The sequence below is a fragment of the Nonomuraea sp. KM90 genome, from assembly GCF_052246675.1.
Taxonomy (GTDB): domain Bacteria; phylum Actinomycetota; class Actinomycetes; order Streptosporangiales; family Streptosporangiaceae; genus Nonomuraea.
In genome coordinates, this window is the sequence record NZ_JBQQCB010000058.1 from 17,146 (window position 1) to 42,202 (window position 25,057).

Consider the following 25,057-nt stretch of genomic DNA (forward strand, 5'->3'; position numbering starts at 1 on the left):
CCACGGCGGAGCGTGAACGGAAAGGCCGCTGACCTGGGTCAGCGGCCTCGGCGGTGGAGAAGGTCAGTGCGCGTGGCTGACGGCGGAGCCGATGGTGTGGACGCGCAGGGCGTTGGTGGAGCCGGGGGTGCCGGGAGGGGAGCCGGCCACGATGACCACCTTGTCACCCTTCTCCAGCCTCCCCAGCGACAGCAGCGACGCCTCCACCTGCCGCACCATGTCGTCCGTGTGGTGCACGAACGGCACGTGGAACGTCTCCACCCCCCACGTCAGCGAGAGCTGCCCGCGCACGTGGGGCGCGGAGGTGAAGGCCAGCAGCGGGATCGGCGAGCGGTAGCGGGCCAGCCGCCGCGCCGTCTCACCCGACATGGTGAACGCCACCAGCGCCTTGGCCCCCACGATGGCCCCGACCTCGGCCGCGGCGCGGGCGATGGCGCCGCCGGTGGTCTCCGGCATGCGCTCCAGCGTGTGCGTGGCGTGCAGGGAGGCCTTCTCCGCGGCGCAGGCGATGCGGTCCATCGTGGAGACGGCCTCGATCGGGTAGTTGCCGACCGAGGTCTCGCCGGACAGCATGACGGCGTCGGCGCCGTCCATGACCGCGTAGGCCACGTCGGAGGCCTCGGCGCGGGTGGGGCGCGGGGAGTTCATCATCGAGTCGAGCATCTGGGTGGCGACGATGACCGGGCGGGCCTTCTCGCGGCACAGCTCGATGATGCGCCGCTGCACGATCGGGACCTGCTCCAGCGGCAGCTCGACGCCGAGGTCGCCGCGGGCCACCATGATGCCGTCGAAGGCCTCGACGATGTCGGGCAGGCGGTCGACGGCCTGCGGCTTCTCGATCTTGGCGAGCAGCGGGAGGCGTACGGCCTCCTGCTCCATGATGTTGCGCACCACGTCGGCGTCGGACGGGCGGCGGACGAACGACAGGGCGATCATGTCGAAGCCGGTGCGCAGCGCCCAGCGCAGGTCGGCCTCGTCCTTGTCGGTGAGCGCGGGGGCGCTGACGTTGATGCCCGGCAGGTTGAGGCCCTTGTTGTCGGAGATCATGCCGCCGATGACGACGCGGGTGATGACGCGGTCGCCCTCGACGCGGGTGGCCTCGAGCACGAGGCGGCCGTCGTCGACCATGATCGTGTCACCGGGGCGGACGTCGTTGGGCAGGCCCTTGTAGGTGGTGGAGACCTGCTCGCGGTCGCCCGGCACGTCTTCGGTGGTGATGGCGAAGACGTCACCGAAGCCCAGCCGGACGGGGCCTTCTTCGAAGGTGCCGACCCGGATCTTGGGACCTTGCAGGTCGGCGAGCACGCCTACGCCGCGGCCGAGGTCGGCCGCCACCTCCTTGACCCGGTCGTAGACCTCTCTGTGCATGTCATGATTGCCATGGCTGAGGTTGAACCGTGCCACGTCCATGCCTGCGGCGATCAACTCGCGGAGGCGTTCTTTGGAGGAAGTGGCGGGGCCTAGGGTGCAGACGATTTTCGCACGACGAGTCACGAGTCCTACCTTAATTGGTACAGACCACTTGGCAGTCATTGACGACGGAGAACGTACCCGGCGTAGGAGAACAGAACGAGAACGGCGACCCCCAGTCTCGCCAAGTTCGTGTACTGCTCCGGGTAGATCACGCCTTCGATGTAGTGGTCGATGAAGCCGCTTGCGGGCAGTGCCTCCTGTCCGGCGTGGCGGCGCGCCCAGTCCTCGACGAGGGTCAGCGGGCATTCGACGCCGGTCAGGATCGAGAGCACCCCCCATGCGGCGACTGCGAGGTGCGCCCAGATAGTACGCCGCCAGCGCCATGCGACGAACCCGCCCACGGCCATGTAGACGAGAAAGGTGAAGTGCACCACCATCGCGGCGTCCGCGAGAAGGCGATACATCATGACTTGACGGTAGGGAGCCGCGGCCCCGGCGTCCACACCTCACCGCCCGGTGGCCCCCGCCTCCCGGATCTCGGGTCCGTACCTCAGAAGCTCTCAAGGCTCGACGGTGGCCGCCTTCCAGGCGTCCACGATGCCGTGGCCGTAGAAGCCGTTGTCGGCGGTCCCGCCCTCGCAGTCGTGCGTCTCGGTCTGGCCGAACGCCTTGTAGACGTACTGGCGGGGCGAGGGGCACGCCTTCTGCGCGGCGGTCTTGTAGAGCAGTTCCTCCACGGTGGCGGGGGCGAGGTCGAGCCTGCCCTTGCCGGGCTTGCCGAAGCGGCTGACGAGGATCGCGGCGACGCCGGCGGCGTGCGGCGAGGCCATGGAGGTGCCTTCGAGGTACTGGTAGTAGGCGCAGGTGCCGCCGGTGCAGTCCTTGACGACGTCCGCGCCCTTGGGCTCGCCGGAGGCGTCGATGCGCCCCGCGGCGCGCAGCACGTGCTCGGGGGCGGCGGCCAGGATGGACCTGGTGGCCTTGGTGCCCTGCCCGTCGAGCACGTCGCCGCCGGGCGCCGACACGTCGGTCTGCTCCACGCCGTAGTCGCTGTAGATGGCCTTGCGGCCGGAGGGTCCGAGGGCGGAGACGGAGATGACGCCGCCGGACTCGGCGGGCACGTTGATGCAGGAGTTGTCGATCCGGCGCTCCTTCTCGTCGCCCTTGGGGTAGCCGGGGCTCTGCTTGTCGACCTGCGGGCGGCCGAGGTCGGTCGAGCCGTTGCCGAGGGCGGAGACGAGCGTGACGCCCTTCTGGCGGGCGTAGTCGAGGGCGCGCTGCATGCCGGTGATGATGGCGCGCTGCTCGAGCTGCTGCTTCTTGGTGTCGGACTGGTTGGAGGCGCAGTTGAACAGCCAGGGGTCGACGAAGTAGCTCATGTTCACGACGTCCACGCCGATGTCGCCGGCGTAGGTGAGGGCGTCGAGGCTGGGCTTGAGGAAGAAGAACCCGGAGTCCTGGCCGGCCCGGAGGTTCACGATCTGGACGGCGGGCGCGACCCCGGCGATGCCCTTGCCGTTCACGGGTGAGGCGATGGTGCTGGCCACGTGGGTGCCGTGGCCGTCGTCGTCCACGTCCACGGCGTCCTTGCAGTTTGCGGCCTCGCAGGGGCCGTCGAGCGTCTCGCCGTACTCGTCCTTGGGCTTGTCGGTGACGAAGTTGCGGCTGAGCTCGCGGTTGAAGTTGGCGGCGAGGTCGGGGTGCTTGCCGTCGACGCCGGTGTCGATGACGCCGACGAGGACCTGCTTGGTGCCGGGGGCCTTCGCGTTGGCGCGGTCGGCGCCGATCATCCGCATGTCCCACTGGCGGCCGGCGAGCGGCTCGCCCCTGCTCTTGGTGAACGAGTCCGCGTCGGGGAAGGCTCCGGCGGTACGGCGGGCGGTGGCGAAGCCGATGCGGCGGTCCGGCGAGACGCCGACGACGGCCCTGTCCTCGCCCACGGCCTCCTCGAACCCGTCGCCGTCGCCGCTGGCCATGAGGTACCCGAGCCGGGTGTCCACCGAGACCGTGGTGCCGCCGGCGCGCTCGACGGCGGCCTCGGCCGCGCGCTGCTTCCCGCCGGCGTAGAAGACGAGGTATTCGGCCTGCGGGGCGGTGGGCTCGCGGGGCGCGGCGGGCGAGCAGGCACCGGCCGCGAGCAGGGCGGCCAGCGCCGTCAAGCCAGAGGCGACCCGCCGCATTGTTCCCCCATCTCACCGACTCGCCGCAGAACCTGAATCTTCCCGACAGTCAACCAGTGATGCAACTTAGTGGTGAAATTTCGGTCGATGGTGGGCGAAGCGTACCCATGGTGGGGGTCCGCTTCGGCTGATCGAGGACGAGCGGGCCCGGCTGCGCGTCCGGGACGCCATCGCCCGCGCCTGCCGAGCCGGCGCACGCCGTTGCCGGGGCCGTACGGGACGGCCCCGTCGGGGACGGCTCAGACCAGCGGCCGGGCCGTCGGCAGGATCGGGTACGGCAGCGCCGTGTCGCCGGTCAGGAACCGGTCCACCCCGGAGGCGGCGGCCCGCCCCTCGGCGATGGCCCACACGATGAGCGACTGCCCGCGGCCCATGTCGCCGGCCACGAAGACGCCGTCGACCTTGGACATGTACGTCTTGTCGCGGGCCACGTTGCCCCTGGCGTCGTAGAAGCCGTCACCGGCGACCTCGGCCAGGTCCTGCAGCAGCGCGCCCTTCTCCGGCCCGAGGAAGCCCATGGACAGCGTGACCAGCTCGGCCGGGATCTCCCGCTCGGTGCCCGGGATCGGCTTGAACCCGGCCTGCGGCCCCTCGACCTCGACCAGCCGCAGCGCGCGCACGTTGCCGTCGTCGTCGCCGACGAACTCGGTGGTGGAGACCGCGTACACCCGCTCTCCCCCGCCCTCGGCCAGCTCCTCGTGGGCGCTCTCCATCTTGAACAGGATGGGGAACGTCGGCCACGGCTGGCTGCCGGGCCGCGAGGCCGGCGGCTGCGGCATGATCTCGAGCTGGGCGACGGACTTGGCGCCCTGCCGGATGGCCGTGCCGATGCAGTCGGCGCCGGTGTCACCGCCGCCGATCACCACCACGTGCTTGCCCTCGGCCGAGATGGGCGGCTTGGGGAAGTCGCCCTCCTGGACCTTGTTGGACAGCGGCAGGTATTCCATCGCCTGGTGGACGCCCTTGAGCTCGCGCCCGGTCACCGGCAGGTCGCGCCACTGGGTGGCGCCGCCGGACAGCACCACGGCGTCGAACTGCTCGCGCAGCTCGGCGGCGGTGATGTCCACGCCGACGTTCACGCCGGTGCGGAACTCGGTGCCCTCGGCCCGCATCTGCTCCAGGCGGCGCTCGATGTGCCGCTTCTCCATCTTGAACTCGGGGATGCCGTAGCGCAGCAGTCCGCCGATCCGGTCGGCCCGCTCGAACACCACCACGTCGTGCCCGGCCCTGGTGAGCTGCTGGGCGGCGGCGAGCCCGGCGGGGCCGGAGCCGACGACCGCGACCCTCTTGCCGGTCTTGACGGCCGGGGGCTGCGGGGTCACCCAGCCCTCGGCGAACGCCCGGTCGATGATCTCGACCTCGACCCGCTTGATCGCCACCGGGTCGGAGTTGATGCCCAGCACGCACGCCGCCTCGCACGGAGCCGGGCAGAGCCTGCCGGTGAACTCCGGGAAGTTGTTCGTGGCGTGCAGGCGCTCGATGGCCTCGCGCCAGTCGGTGCGGTGGACCAGGTCGTTCCACTCGGGGATGAGGTTGCCCAGCGGGCAGCCGTTGTGGCAGAACGGGATGCCGCAGTCCATGCAGCGGGCCGCCTGCTTGGTCAGCTTCTCCTGCGAGAAGTCCTGGTAGACCTCGCGCCAGTCGCTGATGCGGACGTCCACGGGGCGGCGCGCCGGCAGCTCCCGGTCGTGCGTGAGAAAACCCTTCGGGTCAGCCATTCGGTACGCCTCCCTTAACCCTGAACCGCGGCGGCCATGACCGCCTCGTCGATGTCCCTGCCTTCGGCGCGGGCGGCCTCGGCGGCCTCCATCACCCTCTTGTAGTCGGTCGGCATGATCTTGCCGAACCGGCCGAGCGCCTCGTCCCAGTCGGCCAGCAGCTGCTTGGCGACCGGCGAGCCGGTCTCCGCGAAGTGCTTCTCGACCGTCTCCTTGAGGAACTCGGTGTCCTCCTCGGTGAGCGCCTCGATGGCGACCATCTCGCGGTTGACCCGCTCGGGCTTGAGGTCCAGCAGGTACGCGATGCCGCCCGACATGCCGGCCGCGAAGTTGCGCCCGGTCGGGCCGAGCACGACGGCCTTGCCGCCGGTCATGTACTCGCAGCCGTGGTCGCCCACGCCCTCGACGACCGCCGTGGCGCCGGAGTTGCGCACGCAGAACCGCTCGCCCACGACGCCGCGGATGAACACCTCGCCGGACGTGGCGCCGTACAGGGCGACGTTGCCGGAGATGATGTGGCCGTCGAGCGGGGCCTCCTCGTGCGGCCGGACGGTGATCCGCCCGCCGGACAGGCCCTTGCCGAGGTAGTCGTTGGCGTCGCCGGTCAGCCGCAGCGTGATCCCGCGCGGCACGAAGGCGCCGAACGAGTTGCCCGCCGAGCCGGTGAACGAGATGTCGATCGTGTTCTCCGGCAGGCCCTTGCCGCCGTGGCGCTTGGTGACCTGGTAGCCGAGCATGGTGCCGACCGTGCGGTTCACGTTGCGGATGGGCAGCTCGAGCGTGACCGGGGTGCCGTCCTTGATGGCGCCCTCGGCGAGCTGGATGAGCGTGTTGTCCAGCGCCTGCTCCAGCCCGTGGTCCTGCCCGACGATCCGGCGCAGCGCGGTGCCCGCGGGCAGCTCGGGCTGGTGCAGGACCGGCGACAGGTCGAGGCCGCTGGCCTTCCAGTGGTCCTCGGCCGCCGTCATGTCGAGCATCTCGACGTGGCCGATCGCCTCGTCGAGCGAGCGGAAGCCCAGCTCGGCCAGGTATTCGCGGATCTCCTCGGCGATGAACTCGAAGAAGTTGACCACGAACTCGGGCTTGCCGGTGAACCGCTTGCGCAGCTCGGGGTTCTGCGTGGCCACGCCCACCGGGCAGGTGTCGAGGTGGCAGACCCGCATCATCACGCAGCCGGAGACGACCAGCGGGGCGGTGGCGAAGCCGTACTCCTCGGCGCCGAGCAGCGCCGCGATGACGACGTCGCGGCCGGTCTTGAGCTGGCCGTCGACCTGGACGACGATGCGGTCGCGCAGGTCGTTGAGCAGCAGCGTCTGCTGGGTCTCGGCCAGGCCGAGCTCCCACGGGGCGCCCGCGTGCTTGAGCGACGTCAGCGGCGACGCGCCGGTGCCGCCGTCGTGCCCGGAGATGAGCACCACGTCGGCGTGCGCCTTGGACACGCCCGCCGCGACCGTGCCGACGCCGACCTCGGCGACCAGCTTCACGTGGACCCTGGCCTCCGGGTTGGAGTTCTTCAGGTCGTGGATGAGCTGGGCCAGGTCCTCGATCGAGTAGATGTCGTGGTGCGGCGGCGGCGAGATGAGGCCGACGCCGGGCGTGGAGTGCCGGGTCTTGGCGATCCACGGGTAGACCTTGTGGCCGGGCAGCTGGCCGCCCTCGCCGGGCTTGGCGCCCTGGGCCATCTTGATCTGCAGGTCGGCCGCGTTCACCAGGTATTCGGAGGTGACGCCGAACCGGCCGGAGGCCACCTGCTTGATCGCCGACCGGCGGGCCGGGTCGTACAGGCGCTCGGGGTCCTCGCCGCCCTCGCCGGTGTTGGACTTGCCGCCGAGCTGGTTCATCGCGATGGCGAGCGTCTCGTGCGCCTCCATCGAGATGGAGCCGTACGACATCGCGCCCGTGGAGAACCGCTTGACGATCTCGGAGACCGGCTCGACCTCCTCGATCGGGATCGGGCTCCCCTTGCGCAGCTTGAACAGGCCGCGCAGGGTCATCAGCCGCTCCGCCTGGGAGTCGACGAGGTTCGTGTACTCCTTGAAGATCTCGTAGCGGCGGGTCCTGGTGGCGTGCTGCAGCTTGAAGACGGTCTCGGGGTTGAACAGGTGCGGCTCGCCCTCGCGCCGCCACTGGTATTCGCCGCCGACCTGGAGCTTGCGGTGGGCGTTCTCCACGCGCGGGTAGGCGTGCTGGTGACGCTGCCTGACCTCTTCGGCCAGCACGTCGAAGCCGACGCCGCCCAGGCGGGAGGTGGTGCCGGTGAAGCAGGCGTCGATGACCTCCTGGCTCAGGCCGAGCGCCTCGAAGATCTGCGCGCCGGTGTAGGAGGCCACCGTGGACACGCCCATCTTGGACATGACCTTGATGACGCCCTTGCCGTACGCCTTGATCAGGTTGCGCACGGCCTTGCGCTTGTCGATCGGCAGTGCGCCGGTGTCGACCAGGTCCTCGATGGTCTCGATCGCGAGGTAGGGGTTGATCGCGGCGGCGCCGTAGCCGATCAGCAGCGCCATGTGGTGGCACTCGCGGGCCTCGCCGGTCTCGATGACCAGGCCGATCTTGGTGCGGGTCTTCTCCTGGATCAGGTGGTGGTGCACCGCGCCGGTCAGCAGCAGCGACGGGATCGGGGCGAGGGTGTCGGAGGAGCCGCGGTCGGACAGCACGATGATGCGCGCGCCGTCCGCGATCGCCTGGGACGCCTCGGTCCTGATCTCCTGCAGCCGCCGCAGCAGCGCCTCGCCGCCGCCGGCGACCTCGTACAGGCCGCTGATGACGTACGGGTGGAAGCCGGGCAGGTCGTGCTCGTCGTTGATGTGGATGATCTTGGCGAGCTCGTCGTTGTCGATCACCGGGTACGGCAGCACGAGCTGGCGGCAGGAGCTCGGCCCCGGGTCCAGCAGGTTGCCCTCGGGTCCGATGGTGCTGGCCAGGGAGGTGACCAGCTCTTCCCGGATGGCGTCCAGCGGCGGGTTCGTGACCTGCGCGAACAGCTGGGTGAAGTAGTCGAACAGGAGCCGGGGCTTCTCGCTCAGCACGGCGACGGGCGTGTCGGTGCCCATGGAGCCGATCGGCTCGGCACCGCTCTTCGCCATCGGCGACAGGATGATGCGCAGCTCTTCCTCGGTGTAGCCGAAGGTCTGCTGCCGCTTGACGAGCGCCTCGTGCGTGGGGATCTCGCGCTGGCGGGCCGGCAGCTCCTCGAAGCGGACGAGACCGGCGTGCAGCCAGTCGGCGTACGGCAGCTCGGCGGCGAGCTCGGCCTTGATCTCGTCGTCTTCGATGATCTTGCCGCGGGCGGTGTCGATGAGGAACATGCGGCCCGGCTGCAGGCGGCCCTTGCGGACCACGTCCTCGGGCTTGAAGTCGAGCACGCCGGCCTCGGAGGCCAGCACGACCAGGCCGTCGGCGGTCACCCAGAAGCGGCCGGGGCGCAGGCCGTTGCGGTCGAGCACGGCGCCGGCCAGGGTGCCGTCGGTGAACGTGATCGAGGCCGGGCCGTCCCACGCCTCCATCATCGAGGAGTGGAACTCGTAGAAGGCCCGGCGCGCCGCGTCCATCTCGGTGTGGTTCTCCCACGCCTCGGGGATCATCATGAGCACGGCGTGCGGGAGGCTGCGGCCGCCGATGTGCAGCAGCTCGAGGGCCTCGTCGAAGCTGGCGGTGTCGCTGCCGTCCGGGTCGCAGATGGGGAAAAGTCGCGAAATATCGCCTGGAATGTGGGCGGACTCCAGCATCGCCTCGCGAGCCCGCATCCAGTTGCGGTTGCCCTTGACCGTGTTGATCTCGCCGTTGTGCGCGATGTAGCGGTAGGGGTGGGCCAGCGGCCAGCTCGGGAAGGTGTTGGTGGAGAAGCGCGAGTGCACCAGCGCGATGGCGCTCTCGTAACGCTCGTCGCTCAGGTCGGGGAAGAACGGCTCGACCTGCTCGGGCGTGAGCATGCCCTTGTAGACGATCGTCCGGGCGGACAGCGACGGGAAGTAGACGTCGGCCTCGTGCTCGGCCCGCTTGCGCAGGCAGAACGCGAGCCGGTCGAGCTCCAGCCCCTCACGCCCGTCGGGGGCGGCGACGAAGAGCTGGGCGAAGTGCGGCATCACGGCCCGGGCGCTGGGCCCCGGCAGGTCGCGGTCGACCGGCAGCTCCCGCCAGCCGAGCACGGTCAGGCCCTCCTCGGCCGCGATCTCCTCGATCAGCCGGGTGGCCACGCTCCTGGCCTCACCGTCGAAGGGCAGGAAGGCGATGCCGGTCGCGTACGCACCGGCGGAGGGCAGCGCGAACGGCACGCTCGCGCGGTAGAACCCGTCGGGAATCTGCGTCAGGATCCCGGCTCCGTCGCCGGTGTCCGGCTCGCTACCCTTGGCCCCCCGGTGATCGAGATTGCACAGCGCCGTCAGCGCCTTGACCACGATGCCATGATCACGGCGCCCCGCGACGTCGGCGACCATGGCGACACCGCAGGCATCGTGCTCGTTGGCGGGGTGGTACAGGCCCTGGGGCTCGGGGAACCCGAGGTGGGCAGCAGGCATTGAATCCCTCCCGTCGTCTTCGTCTGTCTCAAACTGCTCTACAGGCGGGGACGACGTTGGCCCTGCTGCATATCGTGGGTAGAGGTTACCCCACCCTGCCGGAATGGTGCCCGCCGCGTCCGCATTGCGAACATTCGCGTGGTCCCAACATCCGAACTCCCTATCCCAAACCCCGGACCTGGCCGGCGAAATTCCCGATCCAGACGACGGAAATGCGGTACCGGGAGCGAGTCCTCCGGATGCCGGCAGGGTCCCGATAGGGTTTGCCCATGGAGCGCGACGGGGTCGAACGGTTGCTCGCCGAGGCCGGGGCAGACAGCAGGCGGTTGCGGCACGCCCTGACCCTGGTCTGCGACGGCCAGTGGTGGACCCTGGCCGGCCTGGTCAGGGAGACCGCCACGTCCAGGCGTACCGTCGAGGCCCTGCTGCGCGAGCTCGTCCTCGAGCGCGACGGTGACCGGCTGCGGGTCCCGCTCGCCGACACCCCCGCCTATCAGGACCTGCTCGCCCTGGCCCCGCCGCCGGAGGACCCGGTGGCCCACCTGCTCCCCCACTACGCCCACGTGCTCGACCGCCTCACCGCCCTCGTCGCCAAGGCCCCGCGCGCCCGCCACGTGCTCGACCACGTCACGGCCACGCCGGAGACCGTGCTGCGCCGGGCGCTGCTGCTCGGCGCCCGTTTCTGGCTGCCCGGCGCCCGCCTGCTGTGCGTGGGCGACCACGACCTGACCTCGCTGGCCGTCAAGCTGGTCCACCCCGGCACCGACGTCACGGTGGTCGACGTCGACGAGCGCATCCTGGCCTACATCGACGACCAGGGGCTGGGCGTCCGCACCCGCTGGGCCGACCTGCGGCTCGGCCTGCCCGCCTCCGCCAGGGACCACGACCTGGCGCTCACCGACCCGCCGTACACGCCGGAGGGGACGGGGCTGTTCGTGGCGCGGGCCGTGGAGGGGCTGAAGGACGAGGGGCGGGTGCTGCTGGCGTACGGGGCGAGCGAGCGGACCCCCATGCTGGCGCTCAAGGTCCAGCAGGAGCTTTCGGAGCTCAACCTCGCCTACGAGGCCATCTATCCCGATTTCAACCGCTATTTCGGGGCAGAGGCCATCGGTTCGGCCGCCGACCTGTACATCCTGCGGCCCACCACCAAGACCCGCCCGGCCGTTCAGTCCCGGCTGAGCCGCCAGGCCACCGCCATCTACACCCAGGGCCCGCAGGCCGTGGAGAGCGCGGAGAGCGCGGTGAGCGCGGTGAGCGCGCCCTCGGCCTCCGAGGAGGCCCTTTCGGGGTTCGGGCCCGACCTGCTGGTGGGCGACTGGCCCAAGGAGCTCGCCCAGCCCCGGGTCAGGCTCTCGACGTGGCTCGCGAAGCCGTACGCGGCCGCGCCGGAGCGGGTGGCCGTGGCCGTGCCGGCGGGCCTGGAGGCGGCGCTGCCGCGCCTGCTCCTGGCCACGCGCGCCGCGCACGTACGCGTGCTGTGCCCCGGCTCACCGCCCCCGCTGCCCGAGGTGCTGTCGGCCGTCTACACGCTGAGCGAGGCGGGCGACGGCCTGCTGGACGCCGTACGCCTGCCGCCGCCGGCGGGCGAGGCGGACTCGGTGCTGCGCAGGATCCTGGACAACGGGCACGCCAAGCTGGCGAACACGTGGCGGGAGGCGCTCATCGCGGTGGCCCGCGCCCAGGGCACGACGCTGACGAAGAACGAGGCCCGCTCCCTGATCCGCGAGGCCGCCGACTGGTCGGACGACCTGACCCCGCTGGAGACCCCGCTCCACCACCTGTCCGCCCTCCCGGCCGCCGTCACCACCACAGTCACAGCCCTGACCACCGCCACCTCCTGACCCGGCACCCACCCACCACCAGACCGGACCACCGAACCGGGTCCCGCGCCCGGCGACCCCACAGGGATGCGTGACGCTCACTGCCACACTCGACCCCGAGCGGCACCGCCCCACGCCTCGCCGCGCCGGGCGACCGGACCGCCCCCGCGCACACCCCTGCGCACGGACACCCGAGCACGCCAGGCGACCCCGCTGACGATCGGGGCCGGTTGGTGTGCGGTCAGGTTGCGGCGACGATGCGGCCCTGGACCACCCGGCCGAGGCCGTCCAGCGAGACGAGCGCGGTGACCAGGTCCTGCGCGGGTGCGGGCCCTCCGACCCAGCTCACCGTCACGTAGTGCCCCATGGCGCGGGCCTGGGCGCGGCTCCCGGTGGGGTCGAACGCGACCTCCTGCCGTACGAACCCGTCCTTGCGCAGGGCCGCCACCAGCGCGTCGGCCGCCCGCCCGTCGCCGAGGTTGAAGATGACGAACTGGCCCACCATGGAGCCGCCCCTGTACGTCGCCTGGAGCGCCTGCGTGCAGCCGGCCGCCGTGGCGCCCCAGAGCACCTCGTCGCACTCGGTGAACTCGCGCGTCGCCTCCAGGGTCAGGCTGCCCAGGCTCCGGGCCGCCGGGGTGAAGACCTCTTGCAGGGTCAGCGGGGCGGCGTCGTTCTGGCGGGTTTCGATGGCCGCGTAGAAGGCGGAGGTGGGCTCGGCGTGGAAGGCGGCCGGGCGGGGATCCTCGCCGCGCAGCCACAACCAGCCCGCCACGGCGATGACCGCCACGCCGGCGAACACGATCGGGAGAAGCACGCGCCGGGACATCAGGACGACGGCCCCGTGATCGAGACGACGCGGCGGTAGACGGCCTTCTCCGCCCCGCGCAGGGCCAGCGTGAGGGAGACGAAGTCGTCCCTGGCCGTGGGCTCGGTGCCGTCGACCTTGCCGAGCCACACCAGCCCGACGTAGTGGCCGAGGGCGTAACCGCCCGCCTCCGAGTAGCCACCGGCCGGGAAGGCGGCCTTGGTGGAGGACAAGGGCCGCGCCCATCCGCCTCGGTAAAGCGTCTTCAATGACTCGACCAGCTCGGCGGCCGACTGGCCGTCCTTGAGGTTGAGTAGCGTGTACTGGCCGATGTAGCGGCCGTCGGAGCTGGCGTACAGGCCACGGGCGGCCTGGGTGCATCCGGCGTCCGACACCTGCTCGAGGAGGACCCCACCCCACAACGCCGCCGAGCAGTCGGCGTCGAGCTGCTTGGCGACGAGCTTGAGCTTGAGCTTCTTGGAGACGGCCAGCTCGCTCTGGCCGAACACCTCTTTCTCGGTCAGCGCCTTGCCGTCCTTGGTCCGTTCGGTCACGGGGTCGAACAGCTTGGGCGAGCCCCAGCCGCGGAACACCTGGGGCACGGCCGCGTTGGGACCGAGCACGGCGGCGCTGGCCTCCCGCTCGGGCGTGTAGGTGCCGAGCGAGCCCACGACCGCCACCAACCCCACGACGGCGGCGATCGCGGCGACGACGCTGGTGATGATGACGAGCAGCCGTTGCTGGTCGGGCCGGAAGCCCCAGTCGGTGAGCACCGGGAACTGCCAGTCGGAGCGGGGGGTACGGCGCCGCTTGCGCGACGCGGCCGTCGCCGCCCACTGCCCGCCTTCGTCGGCGTCACCCCCGCCTCGCCCGTTGTCGACCCCCAGGCCGAGCTCACCGGCGGGCCACTCGCCCGCGTCGGAGTCCTCCGTCGAACGCCGCCCGCCGCCGAACGCCTTCCGGCCCCGTTTACGGGAGTCCTCCGGCTTCCGGCCACGCCCTTCCGCCCGCCGACCATGGTCCTCAAGCCCGCCCGCCTGCTGGCCGCCCGCTTGCTGGCCACCAGCCTCCGGCCCGGCCGCCTGCCAATCGCCGCTGACCGACCCGGCGGCTTGCCAGTCACCGCTGCCCACCGGCTCCGCGGACCGGCTGCCGCGGGCGCGGGCCGCCCTCCGGCTGCTACGGCTGCCCGTCGATCGCCTGGCCCGCTCTCCGCCGGCCGCCGGCTGTTCCGCACCGGCCGTTTCCCGGGCGGCACCCGCACCGGACCGGCCGCCGTCCTCGGAACCGCCCAGAGCCCAATTGCCGCCGTCAGCGCCGGCGGACTGCCAGCCGACGCCATCCGCGCCCCCGGACTGCACGCCCCCGGACTGCACGCCCCCGGACTGTACGCCTGCGGACTGCGCGCCGGCGGGCTGCCAGCCACCGGCGTCGGCGCCTGCGGCGGACCGGCCGCTGCCGGCGGCACGCCGGCCGGCCCGGCCGCCGTCATCGGCACCAGCGGAGGATCGGCCGGCCTGCGAGGGCCAGCCACCGCCATCGGTCCCGGCAGCCTGACCGCCGCCGTCCCTGCCCTCGGCCTGCCAACCGCCGCCGTCCCTGCCCGTGGGCTGCCAACCGGCGGCTTCCCTGCCCTCGGCCTGCCAACCGGCGCCATCCGCCCCCCGGGCACCACCGTCGGTGCCGGGGGCCGCGTGGCTGCCTCGGCCGCGGCCGGTCGCGTCCGTGTTCCCGCCAGTGCGCCCGCCGTTGGAGCCGGGCGTGGCTCTTCTCCGGGCCATCACAGCCCCGCCGCCCCGATCAGGTTCCCGACGGCGAACGTGACCGCCGCCGCCACCGCCCCCACCACGAGCTGGCGCACTCCTGAGTACCACCAGCTACGCGCCGTCACGGCCGAGACCAGCGCGCCCGCCACGAACAGCGCCACGCACGAGACCGCGGCCGACACCACCAGCTCCCGGGCCCCGAACAGGTACGGCACCAGCGGCAGCACCGCCCCGACCGCGAACGACAGGAACGACGAGACCGCGGCCACCGTCGGCGACGGCAACTCGCCCGGGACGACCCCGAGCTCGTTGCGCGAGTGGACCTCCAGCGCCCGCTCAGGGTTCCGGGAGATCTGCCTGGCCACCTCGGCGGCCAGGTCGGGCGTCACACCCTTGTCGACGAAGGTCTGGGCCAGCTCCGCCTGCTCGTCCTCCGGATGGCGGGCCAGCTCGCGCCGCTCGACGGCGATCTCTGCCTGGGCGAGCTCGCGCTGGCTGGCCACCGAGACGTACTCGCCGCCCGCCATGGACAGCGCCCCGGCGGCGAGCCCGGCGACGCCGCCCAGCGCGACGACCCTGGTGTTGGCGGTGCCACCCGCGACGCCCGCGATCAGCGCGAAGTTCGACACCAGGCCGTCCATCGCGCCGAACACCGATGGCCGCAACCAGCCCCCGGTGACGTCACGATGACGGTGGTGGGCCTCCGCGCGACCGCTCATCGCGTGTTCTTCTCCTTCGTCACGGGTTCGGGGTCGGAAAGCTCCGCGGGCTCGTCGGAGTCCCCGGAGTCCCCGGAGTCCGCGGAGTCCCCGGAGGCGGCCTTCTGCTCCTCGGCCGCCGGCTTCTCGACCTCCAGGGCCTCCGCCTCGGAGGTCTCGCCCTTCGGCTCCCCAGGTTCGGGGGCCCCGGGTTCGGAAGCCGGGCCCTCCCCGGTGTCCGGTGACGCCTTCTCCGGCGAGGCGTCGTCCGAGGACTCGCCCGTGCCGGGGTCGGCCTGGCCGGACGAGTGCGCCGGGTCGACCACCTCCGTGCCGGGTTCGCCCTCCGACGGCGGCACCACGACCTCCACGCCCGTCTTGTTCCGGGTCGCCCAGAAGAACACCAGCGCGCCGACGAACAGCACGATCGAGGTCCACTGGTTGATCCGCAGCCCGAGGAACTCCACCGCGTGGTCGACGCCGCCCACCGGGTCGATGCGCAGCCCCTCGATCCAGAAGCGGCCGAGCGTGTAGCCCGCGACGTAGAGGGCGAACAGCCGTCCGTGGCGCAGCGTGAGGCGGCGGCCGAGGAAGATGAGCGCGAAGCCCAGCGCCACGTCCCAGAGCGACTCGTACAGGAACGTCGGGTGGTAGAGGACGCCGGGCTCGCCGCCGTGGTCGACGTCGATCTCCAGGCCCCAGGGCAGCGTGGTCGGCGAACCGTACAGCTCCTGGTTGAACCAGTTGCCCCAGCGGCCGATGGCCTGCGCGAAGGCGATGCCGGGCGCGACCGTGTCGGCCATGGCGCTCATGGAGATGCCGCGCTTGCGCACGTACAGCCACACGCCGACGGCGCCGAGCGAGATCGCGCCCCAGATGCCGAGGCCGCCCTCCCAGATGTACAGCGCCTTGTAGGGCTCCTTGATCGCGCGGTCGCCGAAGTAGGTCTGCCAGTCGGTGATGACGTGGTAGAGGCGGCCGCCGATCAGGCCGAAGATGACCGCGGGGACCGCGATGTCAATGATCGTCCCCTTCTGGCCACCGCGAGCGCGCCAGCGCCGCTCGCTCAGCCAGACGGCGACGATGACGCCGAGCACGATGCATAGCGCATAAGCCCGGATCGGGATGATTCCGAGATACCAGACCCCTTCGGCAGGGCTGGGAATCGAGGCAAGGGGCATGTCAGGTGAGGGTAGCGGAAGCGAGCCTACTTAGCCGCCTCCGTAATCTCATCGCGCAGTTGCGACGGGCTGAACAGTACCTGATTGTCGATTTCTGTACCGTTCAGTTTCACCGTCGGCGTGTGGGTGAGCTTCTGCTCTTCGCTGACCTTCTTGCTGTACGCCAGCTGCGCCTGAGCGTGCTTCTGCGACGTGACGCACTCGTCGAAGCCCGGAGCGGTCACCCCGGCCTCCTTGCCCCACTGCTTGAGCTGGTCGGGCAGGAAGCCCTCCGCGGTCTCCGAGGGCTGGTTCTCGAAGAGCAGGTCGTGGAAGGCCAGCCACTGCTTGCCGTCCGCGACGCACCGGCTCGCCGCGCCCGCGCGTACGGAGTTGGACTTGGTAGGCTCCTGCGAGAAGATCGTGATCGGGTGGAAGACGACCTTGGCCTTGCCCTCGGCGGCGAGGTTCTTGAAGGTCTGGCCGCTGACCCGCTCCAGCTCCTTGCAGGCCGGGCACTGGAAGTCCTCGTAGATGTCCACGACGGGCGCGGTGACGCCGGCCTTGGCCATCACGGCGGTGCCGTCGGGCTGCACGGCGATCGGCGCGAGGGCCGTGGTGGCCTCCTCCGGGCGCGAGGTGCTGGCGGCATACCACCAGCCCGCCCCGACCGCGGCCAGCGCGACCACGCCGGCGGTCACGTAGGTCACCACGCGCTTGCGCTTGTCGCGGGCCCGTGCGGCGGCCTGCTGCTCCTTGATCTTCTCGCGCGCCGTCTGAGACTTCGTCTTCGTACGTTCGCCCTTGCTCATCAGTCGTCCTCCTCCTCATCTCCAGTGTCGCCCCCGAGGCCGAGGGCTCCGTCGAGCGCGAAGCGGCCCGGCGGGAAACGCGCGGCCCAGGCGCCGAGCAGCACGAGGCCGAAGTCGCGCAGGATGTCGAGCAGGTAGGTCGGCTCCTGTCCCTTCCCCAGCTGGCCGCCGCCGCCGAAGCAGCCGCAGTCGATCCGCAACCCGTTCGCCCACGCCCAGGCGATGCCGAACACGAACGCGAACATGAGCAGCCCCGCGATCACCGCGGCCACCCTGGTCAGCAGACCGACGACCAGCAGCACGCCGACCACGATCTCCAGGATCGGCAGGGCGTAGCCCACCGCGACGGCGATCGATTCGGGCAGCAACTGGTAAGCCTTGACCGCCACGACCGAGTCGGCCGGGTTGCCGATCTTGAGCGCGCCCGCCACGATCAGCACCCCGCCCAGGACGAGCCGGGCGGCGGTCGTCACCCAGGGTATCGCCGACGTCGCCTTCAGTGACGATTGTGACGCGGTCACGAGTGTTCTCCTCTGTCTCTGCGCCGGGAGGCGCACAGTACCGGGATCTCATCCGATCACGCCTGGGATAAGCATCAGCTAAGGCAGGATTCCGTCGCCGAGCTGGGAGAGTTGCCACTTTTACTCGCTTAAGTTAAAAATTACTTATGCAAGTAAAAAGGGACGAGTCGGTTACGACTGCCGCCCGGCGGGCACAGATCGTGGCCGCGACCATCGCGACGATCGCCGAGCTCGGCTACCACCAGGCGTCCTTCGCCCGGATAGCCGAGCGGGCCGGGCTCAGCAGCACGCGGCTGATCTCGTACCACTTCGACGGCAAGGACGACCTGATGGGTCATGCCATCACCTCGATCTACGGGGACCTGTCGGCGTTCATGAGCCGGCGGGTGAGCGCGCGGACGACGCCCGGGGCGGCGCTGGAGACCTACATCCGGTCGCTGGTGGAGTACATCAGGGACCACCGTGCCGAGATGCGCGCGGCCACGGAGATCTTCCTCAACTTCCGGCCGGAGGGCGGCTCGTCGGCGCAGGACGCGGCCACCAACCTGTCGGCTCTGTCGCACATCGAGCGGCTGCTGGCCTGGGGGCAGGAAAGCGGGGAGTTCAGGCGGTTCAACACCCGGGTGATGGCCATGGCGGTCCAGCGCTCGCTGGACGGGCTGCCGTTCCTGCTGGAGGCCGACCCCGGCGCCGACCTCGACGAGTACGCCGAGGAGCTGGCCGGACTGTTCGCCAGGGCGACGCGCGCATGAGCACCCGGCTGAGAGGGCTGGCCACGCTGGCGATCGACATCGGGCTGCCGATGGGCCTCTACTACGTGCTGCGCGCCGCCGGAGTCGAGTTCCACACCGCGCTGGTGGTCAGCTCGTTCATCCCGGGCCTCGGCGTGCTCTCCGACCTCGTACGCGGCCGCAGACCGGACCGGCTGGGCCTGTACATGACGGTGATGATGCTGGCCAGCGCCGCCACCTCCGTGCTCGTCCAAGACGCCCGGTTACTGCTGGCCAAGGACGGCTGGTTCACGGCGGTCGCGGGCCTGTGGTTCCTGGCCAGCGCGCGCGGCGAGCGGCCGCTGGCGTTCGTGTTCACCCGCTTCCTGCTGGAGGGCCGGATCGGGCCCAACCGGGAGTCGTGGGACGTGCTGTGGGAGCGGCTGCCGGCCTTCCGCCGCATCTGGCGCGTGGTGAGCGTCATCTACGGCGTCGGCCTGCTGGTGGACGCGGTGGTGCGGGTCGTGATCGCCTACACCCTGCCGGTGGACGCCGTGCCCGGCGTCAACACCGCCCAGTATGTCGTCTGGCTGCTGCTGATGCAGGTCGTCATCAACGTCTACCTGGTGCCCACCGGCGTGTACAGCCGCTGGTCCCCGCTGTACGCCGAGCTCAGGCACAGCTGAGCCGGGCCCCGCCCCAGTCCGCGTGGTCGTTGCCGTTGCCGTCCCCCGCGTCGCCGGCCACGAGGTCCACGTACCGGGCGCCGGTCAGGTCGGCGCTCAGCTCGTACGCCGCGTCGGCGGCCCGCAGCACCGGGCTGCGCGCCCGCTCCGCGCCGTCGGCCACCACGGCGAACTCCACGGACCCCCGCGTCGCCTGCACGTCGTCAACACCGACGAAGGCCGTGAAGTTCGTACACCGCCCGCCCAGGTAGAAACGCACTTTGGCCGGCGCATGTGTGCCGAGCCCCTTGTCGAACGCCCGCCCGCCGATCACGATGGGCCCGCCGTCGGCCGGGCCGGTGTCGCCGTTGGACCGGTCGCGCTCCACCGGGCCCCAGCCGTTGTCGGCCACGACCCACTCCAGGTCGCTCGCGTACGCGTCGGCGGCGGGCGGGGGCGGCAGCGTGCGCACGGACGTCGTGGCGGTCAGCGTCCTGGCCGCCCCGCCGACGGTGTAGCCGGCGGTGGCGGCCAGCTCGTACGTGCCGTACGGCGCGTCGGCGGGCGGCGTCACCCGCCACGTCGTGGTCAGCTTCCCGCCGGGCTCCACGGAACCACCGCCGTCGCCCTCCACGGTCCACCCCTCCGGCACCTCCAGCCGCACCGCCACGTCCTGGACCGCCACCTCCTCCAGGTTCGTGAAGGTGGTGGTGACCTCGTTGGCCGCCCCCTGCTCGAACGCCTCCGAGGCGGGCACCAGGTCCAGCGACCCGCACGCCTGTCCCTCCGGCGTGGCGCCGAGGTCGGTGACGGCGAAGTCGTCGAGGACGAAGTCGGCCCCCGCCAGCTCGGGCCGCAGCGAGCGCAGCCCGACCCAGACGTCGCCGCACCCGGCCACGACCCGCTCGGTGAACCGGGTGGTGGCGCGCCGCTCGGGGATCGGCGTGCGCCGGGTCTCGACGGCGGCGCCGCCCTGGTCGTAGCCGGTGACCCACTGGTAGGTGCCGGCCAGCGCGTTCTGGTAGCTGAACGACACCTCGTAGGCGTGCCCCGGCTCGAACCGCGCCGTGTGCGGCAGCGTCCGGTAGATCAGGCCCTGCCGCTCCTCGTGCGCCTTCAGCGACCAGTCGCCGTTCAGCACGTCGTCCACCGTCTTGCCGTTCCACCCGGCCTGCGTGTACGGCTCGTGCCGCTCGGACAGGTGCGTACGCGCGTCGAACGACCCGCCCGCGTCCCCCTTCACGAACGGCCCCCACCCGGGCTCCACCGACTCGAACGTCTCCACCGCGCCAACCGGCTCCCGCTCGAACACGCGCACGTCGTCCACCCGCACGTCCCCACCCGTGTCCCCGCCCGTGTCCCCATCCGTGTCCCCATCCGTGTCCCCATCCGTCTCCGCTGCCGTGATCCGCAGCGTGGCCGCCCGGCCGGACGCGGTGAACGTCACCTTCATCCGCTGGAAGTAGGTGTCGTGCTTCTCGTCGGAGGCGATGTAGTTCCTGGCCGTGGAGCGCAGCACCGTCACCTCCTGCCCGCCCGCCTCCAGGGTGGTCGCGCGCGTCCTGCCGGGCTCGACCTCGACGAACGCCGAGGCGGTGTAGGTCCGGCCCGGCCGCAGGCCCCGCAAAGGCTGCTCGATCCGTGCCCGGGCGCCCGAGCCGAGCAGCGCCACCCGCCGGCCCAGCTCGTCCCGCTCGACGCTGACGGGCCCGCTGACGCTCCAGCCGTCGAGGCGGTCGCCGTTGAAGCCCGGGTCGCGCAGGCCGCTCCCCTGGCCCCAATCCGGGTCTCCCGGCCGGGGCGCCCTGCCGGGATAGAGCACGTAGGGCACGCCCGGCTCGGCCCGCAGGGTGATCCTGCCGCCGGCCGGCGTGACCGTGCCCACCTGGACGCGGCCCTGGTCGGTGAGCGCGTACACGGTCATCGCCCGGTCGGCCTCCCACGTCGTCTCGCCGCCGGCCGGGTTGTAGTGGTAGAGCCTGCCCTTCCACGGCAGCAGGTACGTCCCGCCGTCGAGCACCTTGCGCCCGCCGGCGAACAGCTCGCGCTTCCCGTTCCGGTACGTGCCGCGCACGCCCCCGGTGAACACGATCTCGTCGGCGTTCCAGTCCATGATTCTCTGCTGCTGCAGGAACTTGACCGGCAGGTTGTGCTCCCAGATGTTGCGGTAGAAGGCGGTGAAGTCGTTCTCCGCCGTCCAGCCCTCGAACTCGACGATGCGGGCGTTGCCGAGGATGGGATGGGCGTTCCAGACGTCCTTCTCGTGGTTGCGGGCGAATCTGATGATCTGCGAGTTCAGGCCCTTGTTGGTGACCCCGCCGTAGTTGAGGTCGTTGGCCCAGTGCGCCCACAGCGACGAGCGTTCCAGCTTGTCCGACCACTCGGTGGTCACCTGCCAGCCCTGCGCGCGCAGCTCCGCCAGCGTGCGGTCGGCGACCCAGCCGTACGGCCGGAACACGTCCACGTACAGCACCGCGAGGTTCCTGCCGGTCTCCTCGCGCAGCTGCCGGAACCTGCGCGCGAGGGTGCCCCGCGTCAGGTCGCCGCGCTGGTCGATCAGGTACGCCTGGTCGAGCCAGTTCCAGCCCTTGGCGTCCTTGTTCACCAGCTGCTCGTCGAAGTTCCTGGCCTCGGGGTAGGCCTCGGTGGCGTTGACGTGCACGCCGAACGTGGCGTTCCACCCCCGGCCGGCGTCGAGCAGCGCGTTCAGGTCCTTCAGGCCGCCGGCGCGGCGGTTGTAGTTGCCGCCGTAGTCGGGGTGCGCGGCGTCGTGGCCCTCGGACTGGTAGCCCTTGAGCAGCGCCAGCTGCCCGAGCCCGTCGGTGGCCAGCGAGATGCGCTTGACGTCGTCGAGCGTGCGCAGGAACGGGTGCGTGGCCTGGCTGGAGAAGTTGAACGGGATGTGGGTCACCACCCGGTCCTTGGTCTGCTCCGCGCCCGGGGGCCGCACGCCGATGCTCCGGAACGCGATCGCGCCGTCCTGCCAGTCGAGCGTGCCGTCGCCGTTGGCGTCGGGGGTGAGCACGACCTTCGCCCAGGGCCGCACCTCGGTGAACGGCGCGCCCGTCGCCCGGTGGGTCCACTGGCCGCTCCAGACGCCCACCCGTACCGTGCCGTCGGGGTCCTTCCTGGCCTGGTGCCAGAGCCGGGCGGCGTCGCGGTCCGTCACGCCCGAGGGACGGTCGTAGGTGGAGTTCGACTCGACGGCGGCGGCCAGCCGGTCGGTGTTGACGATCGCGTACGTCGCCCCGACCGGCGCCGGGTCCGCCGCCGTACCGGCCGTGACCTGGGCGAAGACGTCGGCGGTGCGGGTCGAGTTCGGGTCCAGGCGGGTGAACGCGGTGGCCGCGCCCGGCTGCGCGCTCGACACGGACACCAGGTCGTGCCCCGGCAGGTCGATGGTGTTCACCCGGAACGCCTCGGTGTCGGTCACCCGGTCGATCGAGAACGTCGTCACCCTGCCCCTGACGCCGATGCCGGCCTCCAGCACGACCCCGTCGCCGAACGCCAGCCGGTAGCGGGCCGTGGCGCCGTCGTTACCGGTCAGCGTGACGTCGGCGGCCCTGGACTGGCCGTTGAGCACGACGGCGGGCACCCCCGTGCTGCCGCCCAGCGTGGCGCCGCTCGCCCGGTCGGTGTAGCCCAGGACGCGCGGGAACGCCGGGTCCAGCTCCACGCGCAGGTCCGCCGACGAGATCGCGATCGGCTCGGCCACGCGCGCGGGCCGCGGCGGCAGGTCCTGCGCGGTGGGGCTCGGGGGCGGCGGGCCGGTGGGTGAGGGGTCGGGCGAGGGCAGCTCGTACGTCGGAGTCGGCGCCGGCTCGGAAGAGGGCGGATCGGCGCCCGGCCTTTCCGCGACTGCCGGGGCGGCCATGGCCGTGGCCGCGAGCGCGAGGACCGCTGCGAGGATTACGGGACGCATAGGTGTCCTTCCGGGGTCATGCGTCACACCGCTCGGGAGCCCCGATCATCACCCGCGACGGACTCGCACGCCATGGACTTGCGCGTCAGATTTCTACAATCCCCTCATTTTTCCTGACAAAAAGCGTTAAGCGCGGCCCCCACCATGGGAAACCGCGCTCCGGAGCGACGGTGCCTAGCGGCGCACGCCCTGGGCCATCTCCCTGGCCAGGACCCCGATGGACGCCCGGCCCGCGGCCTCGTCGGGGGCGTCGAGGATGCGGCGGATGAACGCCGAGCCCACGATGACGCCGTCGGCGTAGGCCGCCACCTCGGCCGCCTGCGCGCCCGTGCCGACCCCGAGGCCCACGCACACCGGCAGGTCGGTGTGCGCCCGGGTGCGCTGGACCAGGCCCTCGGCGGCGACGTTGACGCTCTCCCTGGCACCGGTGACGCCCATCAGGGAGGCCGCGTAGACGAAGCCGGTGCAGCAGTCGACGACCGCCTTGATGCGCTGCTCGGTGGAGCTGGGCGCGACCAGGAACACCGTGTCGATGCCCGCCGCCGCGGACGCCGCCCGCCACGGCTCGGACTCCTCGGGCGTCAGATCGGGCGTGATCGTGCCCACGCCGCCCGCACTGGCCAGGTCGCGCGCGAACCGGTCGGCGCCGTATTTGTCGATCGGGTTCCAGTACGTCATGACGAGCGTGGCGGCGCCGGTGGCGGCGACGCCCTCGACGGTGCGGAACACGTCGGCGATGCGCGTGCCGTTGGTCAGCGACCTGTGCACGGCGTCCTGGATCGTCGGCCCGTCCATGAGCGGGTCGGAATAGGGCAGGCCGATCTCGATGACGTCGCAGCCGGCCTCCACCAAGGCCGCGGCGGCGGAGATCGCGCCTTCCTTGGTGGGGAAGCCGGCGGGCAGGTAGCCGACGAGCGCGGCCCGGTTGTCCGCCTTCGCCTTGGCGAAAACCGTCTGAAGAGTCGTCATGTCTGTCCGTTTCGAAGGTCGAGTCTCACCATGATGCCCTGCCGCGCACCCGCCCCAGAATCCCCCGCGCCGGTCGGACGCAGGTGTGTCGCGGACGCTCGACCGGCCCGGCGCAGGCCGTCGGCGGTCCACGGTGTCAGAGGTTGAAGTATTTCATCGCCGTGCCCATGTCCTTGTCGCCCCGGCCGGAGAGGTTGACCAGGATGGTCGCCTCGGGGCCGAGCTCGCGGCCCAGCTCCAGCGCGCCCGCCAGGGCGTGGGAGGACTCGATGGCCGGGATGATGCCCTCTGTCCTGGCCAGCAGCGAGAACGCGGCCATCGCCTGGTCGTCGGTGATGCCGTGGTAGGTGGCCCGGCCGGAGTCCTTCAGCCAGGCGTGCTCGGGGCCGACGCCCGGGTAGTCGAGCCCGGCCGAGATGGAGTGGGACTCGATGGTCTGGCCCTCGTCGTCCTGCAGCACGTAGGTGCGCGAGCCGTGCAGCACGCCGACCGACCCCGCGGTGAGGGTGAGCGCGTGCTCGCCGCTCTCCAGGCCGTGGCCGGCGGCCTCGTAACCGTGCAGCGCCACGTCCTTGTCGCCGATGAAGGCGTGGAAGATGCCGATCGCGTTGCTGCCGCCGCCGACCGCCGCGCACACCGCGTCGGGCAGGCTGCCGGTCAGCTCCAGCATCTGGCGGCGGGCCTCGACGCCGATGATGCGCGCGAAGTCGCGCACGATCTCGGGGAACGGGTGGGGCCCGGCGACCGTGCCGAACAGGTAGTGGGTGCTGTCGACGTTGGTCACCCAGTCGCGGAAGGCCTCGTTGATGGCGTCCTTCAGCGTCTGGGAGCCGTTGGTCACCGGCACCACGGTGGCGCCGAGCAGCTTCATCCTGGCTACGTTGAGGGCCTGGCGCTCGCAGTCGACCGCGCCCATGTAGATGACGCACTCCAGGCCGAGCAGGGCCGCGGCGGTGGCGGTGGCCACGCCGTGCTGGCCCGCGCCGGTCTCGGCGATCACGCGCTTCTTGCCCAGCCGCTTGGTCAGCAGCGCCTGGCCCAGCACGTTGTTGATCTTGTGGGCGCCGGTGTGGGTGAGGTCTTCCCGCTTGAGCACGATCCTGGCGCCACCGGCCTGCTCGCTGAAGCGCGCCACGTCGGTCAGCGTGGTGGGCCGGCCCGCGTAGGTGCGCAGCAGGTGATTGAACTCGCGCAGGAACTGCGCGTCGTTCTTGGCCTTCTCGTAGACCGCGGCCACCTCGTCGAGCGCCGGGATGAGCGCCTCGGGCACGTAGCGCCCGCCGAAGATGCCGAACTTGCCGTGCACGTCGGGGTCGTCGCCGGCCGCGCCGTTGCCCGCCAGGTCGGCGGCGGTCAGGATGGAGCCTTCGTTTGC

Annotated in this window: 17 protein-coding genes; 3 read left to right on the forward strand and 14 right to left on the reverse strand. The window is 71.5% G+C overall.

The window, feature by feature from the left end; all coding sequences use genetic code 11:
• Nucleotides 1–63: 63 nt before the first annotated feature.
• From pyk to gltB, 5 genes are all read right to left on the reverse strand, one after another.
• The gene (gene pyk / locus ACTWPW_RS38270; protein WP_443171531.1) at nt 64–1,494 is read right to left on the reverse strand and encodes a pyruvate kinase; all 1,431 of its coding nucleotides are present in this window, start codon (nt 1,492–1,494) and stop codon (nt 64–66) included.
• A gap of 35 nt (nt 1,495–1,529) precedes the next feature.
• Nucleotides 1,530–1,880, reverse strand: coding sequence for a DUF2784 domain-containing protein (locus ACTWPW_RS38275; protein ID WP_364118547.1), 351 nt, complete (start codon nt 1,878–1,880; stop codon nt 1,530–1,532).
• Nucleotides 1,881–1,973: 93 nt separating this feature from the next.
• The gene (locus ACTWPW_RS38280) at nt 1,974–3,593 is read right to left on the reverse strand and encodes a S8 family peptidase (protein ID WP_443171532.1); all 1,620 of its coding nucleotides are present in this window, start codon (nt 3,591–3,593) and stop codon (nt 1,974–1,976) included.
• 239 nt (nt 3,594–3,832) lie between these two features.
• A complete protein-coding gene (locus ACTWPW_RS38285) occupies nt 3,833–5,311 on the reverse strand; it encodes a glutamate synthase subunit beta (protein WP_375109318.1) in 1,479 nt (492 codons plus the stop codon).
• A gap of 14 nt (nt 5,312–5,325) precedes the next feature.
• Nucleotides 5,326–9,831 carry a glutamate synthase large subunit gene (gene gltB / locus ACTWPW_RS38290; RefSeq protein WP_443171533.1) on the reverse strand — a complete coding sequence of 1,502 codons (4,506 nt, stop codon included), beginning with the start codon at nt 9,829–9,831 and terminating at the stop codon, nt 5,326–5,328.
• Between the two features lie 269 nt (nt 9,832–10,100).
• On the opposite strand from gltB, the gene ACTWPW_RS38295 reads away from it, so the two are divergent.
• Nucleotides 10,101–11,672 (forward strand): bis-aminopropyl spermidine synthase family protein, encoded by a 1,572-nt coding sequence (locus ACTWPW_RS38295; RefSeq protein ID WP_443171534.1) that lies wholly within the window; start codon nt 10,101–10,103, stop codon nt 11,670–11,672.
• A 220-nt stretch (nt 11,673–11,892) separates the two neighbouring features.
• On the opposite strand, the gene ACTWPW_RS38300 is transcribed toward ACTWPW_RS38295, so the two are convergent.
• From ACTWPW_RS38300 to ACTWPW_RS38325, 6 genes are all read right to left on the reverse strand, one after another.
• Nucleotides 11,893–12,468, reverse strand: coding sequence for a hypothetical protein (locus ACTWPW_RS38300; protein ID WP_443171535.1), 576 nt, complete (start codon nt 12,466–12,468; stop codon nt 11,893–11,895).
• Nucleotides 12,469–12,479: 11 nt separating this feature from the next.
• Nucleotides 12,480–13,835: a hypothetical protein gene (locus ACTWPW_RS38305; protein ID WP_443171536.1), complete on the reverse strand. Its 1,356-nt coding sequence runs from the start codon at nt 13,833–13,835 to the stop codon at nt 12,480–12,482.
• A gap of 404 nt (nt 13,836–14,239) precedes the next feature.
• The gene (locus tag ACTWPW_RS38310; RefSeq protein WP_443171537.1) at nt 14,240–14,944 is read right to left on the reverse strand and encodes a VIT1/CCC1 transporter family protein; all 705 of its coding nucleotides are present in this window, start codon (nt 14,942–14,944) and stop codon (nt 14,240–14,242) included.
• Entirely contained in the window at nt 14,941–16,104 is a 1,164-nt protein-coding gene (gene lgt, locus ACTWPW_RS38315) for a prolipoprotein diacylglyceryl transferase (RefSeq protein ID WP_443171538.1), read from the reverse strand. Before lgt ends, ACTWPW_RS38310 begins: the two co-directional genes overlap by 4 nt.
• Nucleotides 16,105–16,130: 26 nt before the next feature.
• The gene (locus ACTWPW_RS38320) at nt 16,131–16,895 is read right to left on the reverse strand and encodes a DsbA family protein (RefSeq protein ID WP_375109311.1); all 765 of its coding nucleotides are present in this window, start codon (nt 16,893–16,895) and stop codon (nt 16,131–16,133) included.
• On the reverse strand, nt 16,895–17,416 hold the full coding sequence (locus ACTWPW_RS38325) for a MauE/DoxX family redox-associated membrane protein (RefSeq protein ID WP_375109310.1): 522 nt from the start codon (nt 17,414–17,416) through the stop codon (nt 16,895–16,897). The genes ACTWPW_RS38320 and ACTWPW_RS38325 overlap by 1 nt, the downstream gene beginning before the upstream one ends.
• Nucleotides 17,417–17,562: 146 nt before the next feature.
• Between ACTWPW_RS38325 and ACTWPW_RS38330 the strand changes: the two genes are divergently transcribed.
• Together ACTWPW_RS38330 and ACTWPW_RS38335 are read left to right on the forward strand one after the other, a co-directional pair.
• Nucleotides 17,563–18,168: a TetR/AcrR family transcriptional regulator gene (locus tag ACTWPW_RS38330; protein WP_375109309.1), complete on the forward strand. Its 606-nt coding sequence runs from the start codon at nt 17,563–17,565 to the stop codon at nt 18,166–18,168.
• Nucleotides 18,165–18,812 (forward strand): VC0807 family protein, encoded by a 648-nt coding sequence (locus ACTWPW_RS38335; protein WP_375109308.1) that lies wholly within the window; start codon nt 18,165–18,167, stop codon nt 18,810–18,812. The genes ACTWPW_RS38330 and ACTWPW_RS38335 overlap by 4 nt, the downstream gene beginning before the upstream one ends.
• Here ACTWPW_RS38335 and ACTWPW_RS38340 read toward each other — a convergent pair.
• The 3 genes from ACTWPW_RS38340 to trpB all read right to left on the reverse strand — a co-directional run bounded on the left by ACTWPW_RS38340 (nt 18,799) and on the right by trpB (nt 25,042).
• Entirely contained in the window at nt 18,799–22,713 is a 3,915-nt protein-coding gene (locus tag ACTWPW_RS38340) for an endo-alpha-N-acetylgalactosaminidase family protein (RefSeq protein ID WP_443171539.1), read from the reverse strand. The genes ACTWPW_RS38335 and ACTWPW_RS38340 overlap by 14 nt on opposite strands.
• Before the next feature lie 174 nt (nt 22,714–22,887).
• Complete coding sequence (trpA, locus tag ACTWPW_RS38345; protein ID WP_375109306.1) at nt 22,888–23,682, reverse strand: tryptophan synthase subunit alpha; 795 nt, start codon at nt 23,680–23,682, stop codon at nt 22,888–22,890.
• Nucleotides 23,683–23,818: 136 nt separating this feature from the next.
• Nucleotides 23,819–25,042 carry a tryptophan synthase subunit beta gene (gene trpB / locus ACTWPW_RS38350; RefSeq protein WP_375109527.1) on the reverse strand — a complete coding sequence of 408 codons (1,224 nt, stop codon included), beginning with the start codon at nt 25,040–25,042 and terminating at the stop codon, nt 23,819–23,821.
• Nucleotides 25,043–25,057 lie beyond the last annotated feature (15 nt).